The following is a 13,621-nucleotide window of genomic DNA, read 5'->3' as shown; positions in this document are numbered from 1 at the left end:
CCCGGCCCACCCGTGCGGCATATGCATATGTGCTGGTAGGAGCGCCGGACGATCGGCATCGGTCACGATCCGGTCATCACCGAACGTAATATTTCCAGCTTTCTCCTCTGCGCCCCTCGAGTGCGCCCGCGCTGATTTCCTGGACCGCACAGGGGATGAGGGGGACGGGGCGGAGCATTGAGCGAAGGCGGAACGGAGGAGCCCGGTGGAAGCGTGGGACTGCCCAGCCGGCACCGGCGGCCGACTCCCGTGAGCCAGTGGGATCCGACGGCACGCCTGTCGTTCTGGGCCTTCCACACCAACCGGCGGCCCGCGTACATGCGCTTCGCCTACCTGCACCTCGGCTCCGACGCGGGCGCGGAGGACGCGGTGGACGCCACCTTCGACTCGATCATGGTCGAGTGGCTCCGGATGCTGCACATGGACCGGCTGGACGCGTACGCCTGGACCGTCCTCAAGGGCTGCATCGTCGACCGGCAGCCCGGCCGCGATCCCTGGCGGCAGCGGCTCGGGCCGATGGACACCAGCGCCTTCGAGGCGGCCCTCAAGGAGGCCCGCGCCGACCGGTACGAGGTGCTGACCGACACCATCCGCTTCTACTCCGCCGTGTCCCGGCTCGTCGAACGGCAGCGCGACGCCGTCCTCCTGAGGTACGGCCTGCAGTGCAGCCCCGGCGAGGCCGCCGCGGTGATGGGCGTCGACGAGGCGACCGTCCGCTCGCACCTCGGCCAGGCCCACCGGCGGCTCGCCCGCCTGCTCGACACGTCCCCCGGATCATGAGGCCGCCCGACGGGCACGGGTTCCGCGAGGACCACGCGGCCCCGCGTTCCCTGGCCGAGTTCCTCGCCCGGGCCGGCGTGCGCGAGCGCTACCCGCACTACGACCTGGGCGCCGCCGAGGCCCGCCTGCTGCGCGCCACCCCGCACGCGCCCGTCCCCGGACACCGCGCGCGGCGGCCGTCGGCCCACGGCTGGAGCGACCCCGCACGGGACTGCCCGCTCGACGCGGAACGGGCCCGACGCGACCTCAAGGCCGCCTGCCTGGCCACCGTCTGCGCGCCGAGGGCCGAGGCGCAGCTCGCCTCCTTCGTCGCCGGCGGCCACGCCGACCTGCCCGGCGCGGTCGTCTTCGGCTGCCTGCTGTACCTCGCCGGGCTGCGCGAAGGGGCCGGGTTCTGGTGGCAGTTCGCCGCCGGGTCCGGGAGCGCGCGCACCTCCCCGGCGGCGTACTGCCTCTTCCTGGACCACTCGCGGCGCGGCGAACACCACGACGCCCGGTTCTGGGCCCGCGAGCTGGGCCGCCGGGGTTTCCGGCCGGGCGGCCGCCGGGACCTGCGCGAGGTCCGGCTGTGCGCGCAGGCCGCGGTGCTGCGCCACGTCGACCAGCCGGACGATCCCGACCTCGGTCCGGTGCCCCTGCCGAGGCCCGGGCTGAGCACCGTGCTGGCCGCGTTCCGGCCGCCGGCGCCGGTCGCCGTGCGGGTCGCGGCGCCCCGGCCGGCCCCCGTCGCGCCGCGCCGCCCGGCGCTGTCGGCGGCCGGCCCCGGGGCCCTCGTCCGGGCCGGGTCCGGGGAGGCCCTGGCGGTGGCGCGCCGCGCCCTGACCGTCGTACGGGTGCTGGAGCGGTACCCGCTGGGCGTACGGCTGGCCCGGCTGGAGCGGGAGTCGGGCTTCGGCGGGGCGGCGCTGCGCCCGCTCCTCGCGATGCTGTGCGAGGAGGGGTACGCGGACCGGCCGGGCGCGGACGTGTACGGGCGGGGCCCCGCCCTGGCCCTGCTCGCGGTCCCGGCCGGCCGCGGTCCGGCGGACCGGATCCAGCGCGTCCCGGCCCTGGTCCGGCCCGGCGCGGCGCTCCACCCCGGCCGGTACGGGGCGGGCGAGGTGCGGATCGCGGGGGCCGCGGGCGGAGCGGGGGCGCAGCCGTTGCCGGCCTGGCCGCCCTTCCGGGCTTCCCCGCACGCTTGCGTGATGGGGCGGTGTCTGCGGGCCCGGTTCGCCGAGGACCCCCGCGCCGACCGGGCCGCCCGGCACGTCCCGGCCCCTGCGCTTGCGGTCCTGCGCCGCAGGGCCGTCCCGATGCTCCTCGCCCTGCTCCTGTCGGGCGGGATCCCGCCGGACGGCCTGCTGGTCCTGGGGGCCTGAGGCCCGGTGTCGGCCCGCCCGGGGCGACCGGCACCACGTACCGAAAACGCGAAAAACCCCACCGGAGTGGGGTTTTCGTCTGTGTGTCCGAGGGGGGACTTGAACCCCCACGCCCGATAAAGGGCACTAGCACCTCAAGCTAGCGCGTCTGCCATTCCGCCACCCGGACCAGGTGGTCGGCCCCGGTTTCCCGCGGCGACATGGACAACCATAGCAAAGGATCGCCGGGCTTCCGACCACTTATCCGCGCCGTGATCGTCCGCCACGCCGTGCTGACCTGCGGGCATGTCCCTACGAGCCCGGCGAGACGGCCCGTCTCGCAAGGTGTGGAGACCGGACCGGAGGGGCCGGGACGCAGCGCGCCCCCGCCCGGTCCGCAAGGTGCGGAGGGCGGGGGCACGGGTACGTCACGGGCAGCTGATGATCTGGCCGGCGTAGGAGAGGTTCCCGCCGAAGCCGAAGAGCAGGACGGGGGCCCCGGAGGGGATCTCGCCGCGCTGCACCAGCTTGGACAGGGCCATGGGGATGCTCGCCGCCGAGGTGTTGCCGGAGTCGACGACATCGCGGGCGATGACGGCGTTCACGGCGCCGATCTTGGCGGCCAGGGGCTCGATGATCCGCAGGTTCGCCTGGTGGAGGACGACGGCGGCCAGATCCTCGGGGGCCACCCCGGCCTTCTCGCACACCTTGCGGGCCAGCGGCGGGAGCTGGCTGGTGGTCCAGCGGTAGACGGACTGGCCCTCCTGGGCGAAGACCGGCGGCGAGCCCTCGATGCGGACCGCGTTGCCCATCTCGGGCACGGAACCCCACAGCACCGGACCGATGCCCGGCTCCTCGCAGGCCTCGACGACGGCCGCCCCCGCACCGTCACCGGTGAGCACGCACGTGGTGCGGTCGGTCCAGTCGGTGATCTCGGTCATCTTGTCGGCGCCGATGACCAGCGCACGGGTGGCCGAGCCGGCCCGGATGGCGTGGTCGGCGGTGGCCAGGGCGTGGGTGAAGCCCGAGCAGACGACGTTGATGTCCATCACGGCCGGGTGGCCGCCCATCCCCAGCTTCGCGGCGACGCGCGCCGCCATGTTGGGCGAGCGGTCGATCGCGGTGGAGGTGGCGACCAGGACGAGGTCGATGTCGTCCGGGGTCAGGCCGGCGCCGGCCAGGGCCTTGCCCGCCGCCTGGTAGGCCAGCTCGTCCACCGGTTCGTCCGGGCCCGCGATGTGGCGGGTCTTGATCCCGGCCCGGGACCGGATCCACTCGTCGGTGGTGTCGACCATGGCCGAGAGGTCCTCGTTGGTGAGCACTCTCGCGGGCTGGTAGTGCCCTAGCGCCACCACGCGTGAACCGGTCATGGGCGGGGTCCCCCCTCGTCGGCAGTCAGGACCACCCAGCTTCGCCTGCTACCGATGGGTACGAGTGCGCGTGATCCGACAGGATTCGGGCACCGGAATTTGGAGATTCCCGAGGATCTGGCTGCCGGGAGCGCCGCGGGAACCGGAACGGCGACAATAACTCTGTCGGCCGCGGCAGAAAACAGAGCGAGGTGGGGGAACACCATGGGACGCGTCACCGAGCGGCGCCGGGTCGTGCGGATCCGGAACGGGGTCACCGGGGTGCGCCCCGACACGCTGGTGACCGAGGAGCCGCTGGAGATCCGGCTGAACGGCAAGCCCCTGGCGATCACGATGCGCACCCCGGGGGACGATTTCGCCCTCGCGGTGGGCTTCCTCGTGAGCGAGGGCGTGCTCGGTACGGCTGCGGACGTACGGGCCGTCACCTACTGCGAGGGCGCCGCCGAGGACGGGTCGAACACGTACAACGTCGTCAACGTGCAGTTGGCACCCGGCGTGCCGGTGCCGGACATCACGCTGGAGCGGAACGTCTACACGACCTCCTCCTGCGGGCTGTGCGGCAAGGCCAGCCTGGACGCGGTCCGGACGGCGAGCCGCTTCCCGGGCGCCGCCGCCGGAGATCCCGTACGACTGCCCGCGGAACTCCTGGCCCGGTTCCCGGACCGGCTGCGCGAGGCCCAGAAGGTCTTCGACCGGACGGGCGGGCTGCACGCGGCGGGGCTCTTCACGGCGGAGGGCGAGCTGCTGGACGTACGGGAGGACGTGGGCCGGCACAACGCGGTGGACAAGATCGTCGGACGGGCGCTGCAGGCCGGGCGGCTGCCGCTGACGGGCGCGGTGCTGCTGGTGTCGGGGCGGGCCTCGTTCGAGCTCGTCCAGAAGGCGGTGATGGCGGGCATCCCGGTGCTGGCAGCGGTCTCGGCGCCGTCCTCGCTGGCCGTGGACCTGGCGCTGGAGTCGGGGATGACGCTCGTCGGCTTCCTGCGGGGACCGGACATGAACGTGTACGCGGGCGAGGAGCGGATCACGGCGTAGTCCCGCGCCCGCTCCGCCGCCCTCCCGCTCCGCCGCTCCCCCGCTCCGCCCCGTCTCAGCGGTCGCGGCGGGAGCGGCGCGAGGACTTCGCGGCCGGTTTGGGCTCCGGCGGGTCGATGCGGTGGAGGTCCAGGGTGTCCGGGACCGGTGTCGTGCCGGGGCCGCCCGATCGGGCCCAGGCGATGATCTCGTCGGTCGCGGTGTCGTCCAGGGCCCAGCCGAACCAGGTCGCGCGGGCGCCCCGGCGGCGGGCCTCGCTGGTGGGCTGGACCACGATGACGTTGGCCTGCGCGCAGGGGCCGAGGCACTCGCTCGTACGGACGGCCAGCCGGCCCCCGGAGTCGGCGGCGGCCGCGCGCAGCCGGGCGAGCTGGCCGGCGTGGTCGGAGCCGGGGTTCTTGCGGGGGTCCCCGCAGCAGCAGCCCCGGCAGACCACCAGGGTGCAGGGGCGTTCGGCGCGGGCGGCGATCGGGCGTATCCAGGTCACCGCCGCACGCTACCGGGCCCGGGGGCCGGGGTGTTGGGGCTCCCGGGAGACCTCCGCCACACGGTGGGGCGCGGGTTCGGCGTCGCGGGCCCTGCGGCGGGCCAGGACGGCGCAGACCATCAGCTGCATCTGGTGGAACAGCATCAGCGGCAGTACGGCGAGGCTCGCGTGCGCCCCGAACAGCACGCTGGCCATGGGCAGTCCGGCGGCCAGGCTCTTCTTCGAGCCGGCGAACTGGATGGCGATGCGGTCCGCGCGGTCGAAGCCGAGGCGCTCGGCGCCGTACCAGGTGAGCAGCAGCATGACGCCCAGGACGGCGGCCTCGACCAGCATCAGGGCGCCGAGGCGCGGGACGCTGACCTGGCTCCAGACGCCCGCGACCATGCCGGCACTGAAGGCGGCGTAGACGACGAGCAGGATCGAGCCGCGGTCCACGTGGCCGAGCACCGCGCGGTGGCGGGTGAGGAAGCCGCCGACCCGGCGGCGCGTCACCTGTCCCAGGACGAAGGGCAGCAGGAGCTGGAGGGCGATCTTGAGGAGGGAGTCGGCGGAGAAGCCCCCCGCGTCGCCGGCGAGCAGCACGGCCGCGAGGAGGGGGGTGAGGAGGATGCCGGCGAGGCTGGAGAAGGAGCCGGCGCAGATCGCGGCGGGGACGTTCCCCCGGGCCATGGAGGTGAACGCGATGGAGGACTGGATGGTCGAGGGGACCAGGCAGAGGAAGAGCAGGCCGCTGTAGAGCGGAGGCGTCAGCAGGGTGGGCACGAGGGCGCGGGCGGCGAGGCCGAGGAGGGGGAAGATCAGGAAGGTGCAGGCGAGCACGGTGAGGTGGAGCCGCCAGTGGCGCAGGCCGTCGAGTGCCTCGCGGGTGGAGAGGCGGGCGCCGTAGAGGAAGAAGAGCAGGGCCACGGCCGCGGTGGAGGCCCCGTCGGCGAGGGTGGCGACCGGACCGCGGGCCGGGAGCAGGGCGGCGAGGCCGACGGTGCCGAGCAGGGCCAGTACGTACGGGTCGAGGGGCAGCCGGGCGGGCAGGTGCGGGCGGCGCATGCGCGGGGCTCACTTGCTGTCGGGGGCGCGGAGGCGGGGCCGGTGCCCTGCCCTCCCATGGTCGGGGGCGGGTGGTCATCGGGAAACCCGCACACCGAACTCACTGTCATCACGATGCGCGATAGCCTGGCGGGATGTACGACCCGGTCCAGCTGCGGACGTTCCTCACGGTGGCCCAGACGCTGAGCTTCACGCAGGCCGCCGGACGGCTCGGCGTGCGGCAGTCGACGGTGAGCCAGCACGTGCGGCGGCTGGAGGACGCGACGGGCCGGCCGCTGTTCGTCCGGGACACCCACAGCGTGGAGCTGACGGAGGACGGCGAGGCGCTGCTGGGCTTCGCGCGGACGATCCTGGAGGCCCACGAGCGGGCGGCCGCCTTCTTCACCGGGACGCGGCTGCGGGGACGGCTGCGGTTCGGGGCTTCGGAGGACTTCGTGCTGACGCGGCTGCCGGAGATCCTGGAGGGCTTCCGGCACGAGCACCCGGAAGTGGACCTGGAGCTGTCGGTGGAACTGTCGGGGACGCTCCACGAGCGGCTGGACGCGGGCCGGCTCGACCTGGTGCTGGCCAAGCGGAGGGGACCGGGCGACGAGCGGGGCCGCCTCGTCTGGCGGGACCGGATGGTGTGGATCGGGGCGGAGGGCCTGCGGGTGGACCCCGAGCGGCCGGTTCCGCTGATCGTCTTCCCGCCGCCGGGGATCACGCGGGCCCGGGCGCTGGAGGTGCTGGAGCGGGACGGGCGCGCGTGGCGCATCGCCTGTACGAGCGGCAGCCTGAGCGGCCTCGTCGCGGCGGCCCGGGCCGGGCTGGGCGTGATGGCGCACACCCGGGGGCTGATCCCGCCGGGCCTGGTCCGGGTCGGGGGGCTGCCGGAACTGGGGCCGGTGGAGTTCGCGCTGCTCCAGGGGCGGCGCCCGACCCCCGCGTCGGACGCCCTGGCCGCCGCCGTCCTCACCGGCGCCGACCGCCTGAGCCGCCCGGCCTGACACCCCCGCCGCCGAAGCACGCCCAACGGCCCCGCACCGGACACCGCCGCAGGGCGGGGCGCGGACGACGGGACACGCCCGCGGGGCGGGGACGCGGAGGAGGGTCCCCGCAGGACGAGCGCGCAACCACCCCGCACCGTCGCAGCCCCCGCCCAGTGCGCGAGCCGAGGAGACACTCCGCAGCGGCCCCGCCCCACACCACCCCGGCCAAGTCCGCCAGACCCGCACCCGGACACCCCACACGGCGAGGCCCGGCCGACGGGGACCCGCATCCGGCCATCGCCGCGGGGCGGGGACGCGGAGGAGGGTCCCCGCAGGACGAGCGCGCAACCACCCCGCACCATCACAGCCCCCGCCCAGTGCGCGAGCCGAGGAGACACTCCGCAGCGACCCCGCCCCACACCACCCCGGCCGAGGCCGGCGGGGCCGCCGGGACCACCCGCCCCGCCCCCGCCGCGCGCCCCTGTCCGCTCCCGCACCCCACCCCCCGCGCCCCCTGCGTAGGTCTTGTGGAGGTGTTCGGCGGCTGATCAACTGCCGACAGGCGTGGGGTAGCGTCGCCGCGCTGTGCGGAGAGGAGCGGGGCCTTGCGCGAGTTCACCGTCCCACCCGTCGTCACAGGCCCGCCCGTGGGCGGCCTGGCCGACGTCGTCTTCCAGTACGCACACCAGGACCCGGGCCGCGTCGTGCTCGGCCGCAAGACGGCCGGCGTCTGGACGGACGTGACCTCCGGGGAGCTGGCGGCCGAGGTGCTCGCCCTGGCGAAGGGCCTGCTGGCCCAGGGGGTGCGGTTCGGGGACCGGGTCGCGCTGATGTCCCGTACCCGGTACGAGTGGACGCTCTTCGACTTCGCGCTGTGGGCCATCGGGGCGCAGCCGGTGCCCGTCTACCCCTCCTCCTCCACCGAGCAGGTGCACTGGATCCTTGAAGACTCCGGCTGCGTGGCGTGCGTCGTGGAGAACGAGGACCAGGCCATGACCGTGGGCTCGGCCATCGACCGGCTGCCCGGCCTGCGGCGGCTGTGGCAGCTCGACGCCGGGGCCCTGGACGCGCTCGTCGCCGACGGGCGGGGGGTCGCCGAGGACGTGGTGCACCGGCACCGGGGCGCGGTGACGCCCGACGCCGTCGCCACCGTGATCTACACCTCCGGGACCACGGGCCGCCCCAAGGGGTGCGTGCTCACGCACGCCAACTTCATGTACGAGGCCGACACGATGGTGCGCCGCTGGGAGTCGGTGTTCCAGGCCGGTCCGGGCGAGCAGCCGTCCACGCTGCTGTTCCTGCCGCTGGCCCACGTCTTCGGGCGGATGGTGGAGGTGGCGGCCGTACGGTCGCGGGTCAAGCTCGGGCACCAGCCGGTGCTGGCGGCGGCCGAACTGCTGCCGGACCTGGCCGCGTTCCGGCCGACGTTCGTGCTGGGGGTGCCGCACGTCTTCGAGAAGGTGTTCGCGGCGGCCCGCCGCAAGGCGGAGGTGGAGGGGCGCCGGGCTCCCTTCGACCGGGCGGTGGAGACGGCCGTACGGTACGCGGAGGCGCGCGAGGCGAAGGCGTTCGGTACCGGGCCGGGGCCGTCGGCGGGGCTGCGCGTGCAGCACCAGCTCTTCGACAGGCTGGTGTACGGGAAGGTCCGCGAGGCGATGGGCGGCCGGGTGCGGCACGCCATGTCGGGCGGGTCCGCCATGTCACGGCGGCTCGGGCTGTTCTTCGACGGCGCCGGGATCACGGTGTTCGAGGGGTACGGGCTGACCGAGTCGAGCGCGGCGGCCACCGCGAACCCGCCGGGGGCGACGAAGTACGGCACGGTCGGCCCGCCGATCCCGGGCAGTACGGTGCACATCGCCGAGGACGGGGAGGTGTGGCTGCACGGCGGCCACGTGTTCTCCGGGTACCTCAACGATCCGCCGGCGACGCAGGCGGTGCTGCGCGGCGGGTGGCTGGCGACGGGGGACCTGGGGCGGCTGGACGCGGACGGCTACCTCACCATCACCGGGCGCAAGAAGGAGATCCTGGTGACCTCCAACGGAAAGAGCGTCTCGCCCAGCGCCCTGGAGGAGCGGGTGCGTTCGCACCCGCTGGTGTCGCAGTGCGTCCTGGTGGGCAACGACCGGCCGTACATCGCGGCCCTGCTCACCCTGGACGCGGAGGGCATCGCGCACTGGCTGTCGATGCGCGGCCTGGCGCAGCGGCCGGCGTCGGAGCTGGTGCACGATCCGGAGCTGACCACGGAGGTCCGCCGGGCGGTGGTGGCCGCCAACACCCTGGTCTCCCAGGCGGAGGCGATCCGGACGTTCCGGGTGCTGCCGGGGCAGTTCACGGAGGAGCTCGGCCTGCTGACGCCCTCGCTGAAGCTGAAGCGGCGGGCGATCGAGAAGGCGTTCGCGACGGAGGTGGCCGCGCTGTACCGGGGGTGAACGTCACGGCCCGGCCACTATCTGACGATCCGTCACTTCACCTGGTCGACAATATTGACGATCCGTCAGGTCGCCCACAGAATGCGGGGATCCCGACCGGAGGGAACCCCTCGATGTTGCGATCGATCCGCACCCTGGCCGCCGCCGCGGCGGCCCTCGCGCTCGTCTCCGCCTGCAACTCGGCCGCCACCACCGACGAGGCGGCCCCCGGCGCGTCCGGCGGGACCTCCCGCGGCGTCACCGCGGACACGATCAAGGTCGGCGGCATCGTGTCGATGACCACGGCCAGCGGCTACAGCAAGAAGGACACCGACCTCGGGGCCAAGGCCCGCTACCTGAGGGCCAACGCCGAGGGAGGAGTCAACGGCCGGAGGATCGACTACCTCGGTGCGGAGGACGACGGCCAGGACCCGGCGAAGAACATGGCGGCCGCCCGCAAGCTCGTCCAGCAGGACAAGGTCTTCGCGGTCTCCCCCATGAGCTCGGTGACCTTCTCCGGCGCCGACTTCCTGGAGCAGGAGAAGGTCCCCACCTTCGGCTGGGGCACCCTGCCCTCCTTCTGCGGACCCCGCTACATCTACGGCTTCAACGGCTGCCTGGTCCCCTCCCCCGGCGGAACCCTCAACCAGACCTGGCCCGAAGGCATCGGCCGGGTGCTCGGCGGGGCCGCCGGCAAGTCGGTGGCGGTCATCGCGAACGACAGCGACGCCGGGAAGTTCGGCATCCGCACCTTCCAACAGGGGTTCGCCGGCGCCGGGTTCACCGTCGCGTACGCCAAGGCCTCCGTGCCCGCCACCGCCGTCCCGAGCGACTGGTCCGCGTACGTCAAGGAGATCATGGAGAGCAACGGCGGCAAGGCGCCCGACGCCGTCGTCTCCGTCATGCAGACGCCCAACAACATCGGGTTGTTCAGCGCGCTCAAGCGGGCCGGCTACAAGGGCCTGATCTCCGACCCCACGGACTACGACCCCGGCCTGCTCGCGAAGGAGGCCACCAAGCAGGCCCTCGACGGGGTGCACGTACTGCTCCAGTTCGAGCCCTTCGAGTCGGACAACCCGAAGATGGCGCAGTTCAAGGCCGACATCAAGGCCGCGGCGGGCGGCCAGGACCCGCCGCCCCTGAACATGCACATGCTCACCGGCTACATGTCGGCCGACCTCTTCCTGTCCATCGCGCAGAAGGCCGGCAAGGACCTGACCGTCGAGTCCTTCCAGGCCGCCGCACAGGGCTTCTCCGACACCGGCACGCTCGTCGGCGACCGGGCCGAGCCCAAGGGGCAGAAGGAGAGCTTCGGCTGCGGGGCGCTCGTCCAGCTGAAGGACGGCGCGTACAAGGTGTCCGTCCCCTTCACCTGCTACGAACCCGTCCCCTTCTCGTAGGGGCGGGGCAGCCGAATGGGAGATCTGCTCGTCTTCGTGCTGAGCGGCCTGGTCTCCGGCGCCCTGTACGCGCTGCTGGCCACCGGGCTCGTCCTGTCGTACTCGGCGTCCGGGCTGTTCAACTTCGCCCACGGGGCCACCGCCTACCTGTGCGCGCTGACCTTCTACGAACTCCACTCCGGGCTGGGCTGGCCGGCCGTACCGGCGGCGCTGCTGGTGGTGTTCGTGCTGGCGCCCGGGCTCGGGTGGGGGCTGGACCGGCTGATGTTCCGCCGGCTCGCGCGCGTCGGCGAGACCGCCCAGATCGTCGCGACCATCGGCCTGCTGGTCGCGCTGCCGGCCGTCGGGCTGTGGGCGGTGGAGCTGCTCGCGGACGCGGGCGCGCCGGTCAAGCCGGCGGAGAACCAGTTCGGGCTGCCGGGGGTGGGGCCGAGCCCCGCGGTCTCCTGGCAGCTCGCCGAGGGGGTCGGCATCGACTCCGACCAGCTGATCACCTGGGTGGTGACGGCGCTGGTGGCGGTGGCCCTGTGGGTGCTGATGCGGCACACGCGCCTGGGGCTGCGGCTGCGGGCTGCCGTCGACAACCGGTCGCTGACCGAGCTGCGCGGCATCAGCGCCGACCGGCTCTCGTCGGTGGCGTGGATGATCGCGTCGGGGCTGGCCGGGCTGGCGGGCGTACTGGCGACGCCGCTGCTGGGCCTGTCGGCGCACGACTTCACGCTGTTCCTGTTCGTGTCGGCGACGGCCGCGGTCATCGGGCGGTTCGCGTCGGTCCCGCTCGCGTTCGCCGGCGGGCTCGGACTGGGCGTGCTGCAGAACCTCGTCGCCGGGTACGCGTCCTTCGCCGAGGACATCACCGGGCTGCGCACGGCGGTGCCCTTCCTCATCCTGTTCGGCGGCCTGCTGGTCCTGACGCGCAGGGCCCGGACCGCGGGGACGCCGGCCGTCGACGCGCCGCCGGTGGACCACCTCGCCGGGGCGTCGTGGGCACGGCGCTGGGGCGGGTGGACGGCGGGCGCCGTGCTGCTGGGCACGGCGTTCTACACCGTGACGACGCCGTTCTGGAGCGGGCTGCTGGCGCAGGGGCTGGCGATCGCCCTGGTGTTCATGTCCTTCACGGTGGTGACCGGGCTCGGCGCGATGGTGTCCCTGGCCCAGGGGACCTTCGTCACGGGGGCCGCGCTGGTGGCCGGGCTGCTCATGAGCCGCGGCTGGCCGTTCGTGGCCGCGCTGGCGGTGGGCACCTGTGTGGCCGCCGTGCTGGGGGCGCTGGTCGCGCTGCCCGCGTTGCGGCTGGGCGGCCGGTCCCTGGCCCTGGCCACGCTGGCGCTGGCGTTCCTGGCCGACCAGGTGCTGTTCCAGCTGCGGTGGCTGCGCAACGGGGACGCGGGGTGGTCGATCCCCCGGCCGGTGTTCGGGCCGGTGGACCTCTCCGACGACCGGGCGCTGGGAGTGGCCCTGGTCGTCCTGGTCGCGGCGGTCGCGGCGGGTCTGGGCGCGCTGCGGAACTCGCCGTCCGGGAGGGCGATGCTGGCCGTCCGGTCGGCTCCGGCGGCGGCGATGGCCTCGGGAGTGTCGGTACTGCGGACGAAGCTGCTGATGTTCACCCTGTCGGCGGGGCTGGCCGGGTTCGGGGGCGTGCTGTACGCCTCGTACAACACCCGGATCACCGCGACCGACTTCACTGCCATGACGGGGCTGGTGTGGCTGGCCGTGGTGGTCGCGGCCGGGGTGCGCAGACCGCAGTACGCGGTGGTGGCGGGACTGGTGTTCGCCGTCGCGCCGCGGCTGCTCGCCGACTACGTGACGGAGTCGGCCCACCTGCCGGTGATCCTGTTCGGCCTGGCCGGCCTGGCCCTCGCCAACGATCCCGACGGCTACTGCGCCGCGGTCCCCGTGCGGTGGGCGCGCAGGCGGGCGGCCGGCCCCGCGGGACGGTCGGCGGCCCCGGCGGACCGGGAGGCGGCCGATCCGGCCGACCCGGCCGACCGGACCGGGCCGGCGGGGACCTCCGCGGGCCCGGCTCCGGACTCGGCCCCCGGGACCGCCGTCCCCCGCCCCCGGCCGGTGGCGTCGCCGGCAGCGGCGCGCCCCGCGCTGGAGTTGCGCGGGGTCGGCGCCGGGTACGACGGCGGGCGCGTCCTGCACGGGGTGGACCTCGTGGTCCGGCGGGGGGAGATCCTCGCCGTCCTCGGGCCCAACGGGGCGGGGAAGAGCACCGCCTGCAAGGTGGCCGCCGGCCTGCTGCCGGCCGTGGGCGGGAGCGTGTGGGTGGCCGGGCGGGACGCGACGCGGGACGGACCCGTGCGCCGATCCCGGGCCGGGGTGCTGCTCGCCCCCGAGGGCCGGGGGATCTTCCCCGCGCTCACCATCGAGGAGAACCTCGCGCTGTACCTCCGGGACGCCGCCGCCCGGAGCGCCGTCTACGACCGCTTCCCCCGCCTCGCGGATCGGCGCGGGGTCGCCGCCGGGTCCCTGTCCGGCGGGGAGCAGCAGATGCTGGCGCTGGCACCGCTGCTGCAGCGGCCGCCCGAGGTGCTGATCGCCGACGAGCCCTCGCTCGGGCTGGCCCCGCGGGTCGTGGAGGAGGTGTACGCGCTGCTGGCCGAGCTCCGCGGGGCCGGGACGGCGCTGCTGCTGGTGGAGGAGAAGGCCGCCGGGATCCTCGGGATCGCGGACACGGTCGCGTACCTCGCGCAGGGCCGGGTCTCCTGGTGCGGCCCGCGGGCCGAGGTGGAGGCGGACCGGCTCACCGAGGCCTACCTGGGGATGACGACATGAGCGGTGGC

Annotated in this window: 10 protein-coding genes and 1 tRNA gene; 7 read left to right on the top strand and 4 right to left on the bottom strand. The window is 74.5% G+C overall.

Going from position 1 to position 13,621, the window contains the following annotated elements; translation table 11 throughout:
- Positions 1–213: 213 nt before the first annotated feature.
- Both ACZ6S8_RS05455 and ACZ6S8_RS05450 read left to right on the top strand, forming a co-directional pair.
- The gene (locus tag ACZ6S8_RS05455; RefSeq protein WP_469452700.1) at positions 214–780 is read left to right on the top strand and encodes an RNA polymerase sigma factor; all 567 of its coding nucleotides are present in this window, start codon (positions 214–216) and stop codon (positions 778–780) included.
- On the top strand, positions 777–2,141 hold the full coding sequence (locus ACZ6S8_RS05450) for a hypothetical protein (protein WP_469452698.1): 1,365 nt from the start codon (positions 777–779) through the stop codon (positions 2,139–2,141). The genes ACZ6S8_RS05455 and ACZ6S8_RS05450 overlap by 4 nt, the downstream gene beginning before the upstream one ends.
- A gap of 84 nt (positions 2,142–2,225) precedes the next feature.
- Here the strand turns inward: ACZ6S8_RS05450 and ACZ6S8_RS05445 are convergent.
- Positions 2,226–2,310: transfer RNA gene (locus ACZ6S8_RS05445), tRNA-Leu, on the bottom strand.
- A gap of 238 nt (positions 2,311–2,548) precedes the next feature.
- Complete coding sequence (locus ACZ6S8_RS05440; RefSeq protein WP_469452697.1) at positions 2,549–3,490, bottom strand: beta-ketoacyl-ACP synthase III; 942 nt, start codon at positions 3,488–3,490, stop codon at positions 2,549–2,551.
- A 204-nt stretch (positions 3,491–3,694) separates the two neighbouring features.
- Between ACZ6S8_RS05440 and fdhD the strand changes: the two genes are divergently transcribed.
- Positions 3,695–4,525: a formate dehydrogenase accessory sulfurtransferase FdhD gene (gene fdhD / locus ACZ6S8_RS05435; protein ID WP_469452695.1), complete on the top strand. Its 831-nt coding sequence runs from the start codon at positions 3,695–3,697 to the stop codon at positions 4,523–4,525.
- Positions 4,526–4,580: 55 nt separating this feature from the next.
- Here fdhD and ACZ6S8_RS05430 read toward each other — a convergent pair whose 3' ends face one another.
- Together ACZ6S8_RS05430 and ACZ6S8_RS05425 are read right to left on the bottom strand one after the other, a co-directional pair.
- Positions 4,581–5,012: a (2Fe-2S) ferredoxin domain-containing protein gene (locus ACZ6S8_RS05430; RefSeq protein WP_469452693.1), complete on the bottom strand. Its 432-nt coding sequence runs from the start codon at positions 5,010–5,012 to the stop codon at positions 4,581–4,583.
- Between the two features lie 9 nt (positions 5,013–5,021).
- A complete protein-coding gene (locus ACZ6S8_RS05425) occupies positions 5,022–6,056 on the bottom strand; it encodes a bile acid:sodium symporter family protein (RefSeq protein WP_469452691.1) in 1,035 nt (344 codons plus the stop codon).
- 134 nt (positions 6,057–6,190) lie between these two features.
- On the opposite strand from ACZ6S8_RS05425, the gene ACZ6S8_RS05420 reads away from it, so the two are divergent.
- The 4 genes from ACZ6S8_RS05420 (at position 6,191) to ACZ6S8_RS05405 (ending at position 13,613) form a co-directional block, all read left to right on the top strand.
- Positions 6,191–7,042: a LysR family transcriptional regulator gene (locus ACZ6S8_RS05420; protein WP_469452689.1), complete on the top strand. Its 852-nt coding sequence runs from the start codon at positions 6,191–6,193 to the stop codon at positions 7,040–7,042.
- Positions 7,043–7,629: 587 nt separating this feature from the next.
- The gene (locus ACZ6S8_RS05415) at positions 7,630–9,453 is read left to right on the top strand and encodes an AMP-dependent synthetase/ligase (RefSeq protein ID WP_469452687.1); all 1,824 of its coding nucleotides are present in this window, start codon (positions 7,630–7,632) and stop codon (positions 9,451–9,453) included.
- Between the two features lie 113 nt (positions 9,454–9,566).
- On the top strand, positions 9,567–10,832 hold the full coding sequence (locus ACZ6S8_RS05410; protein WP_469452685.1) for an ABC transporter substrate-binding protein: 1,266 nt from the start codon (positions 9,567–9,569) through the stop codon (positions 10,830–10,832).
- 15 nt (positions 10,833–10,847) lie between these two features.
- Positions 10,848–13,613, top strand: coding sequence for an ABC transporter permease subunit (locus ACZ6S8_RS05405; RefSeq protein ID WP_469452683.1), 2,766 nt, complete (start codon positions 10,848–10,850; stop codon positions 13,611–13,613).
- The last annotated feature ends 8 nt before the right edge of the window (positions 13,614–13,621 follow it).

This window comes from Streptomyces sp. NPDC048461 (assembly GCF_055587105.1).
This window is presented reverse-complemented; position numbering and strand designations above follow the sequence as displayed.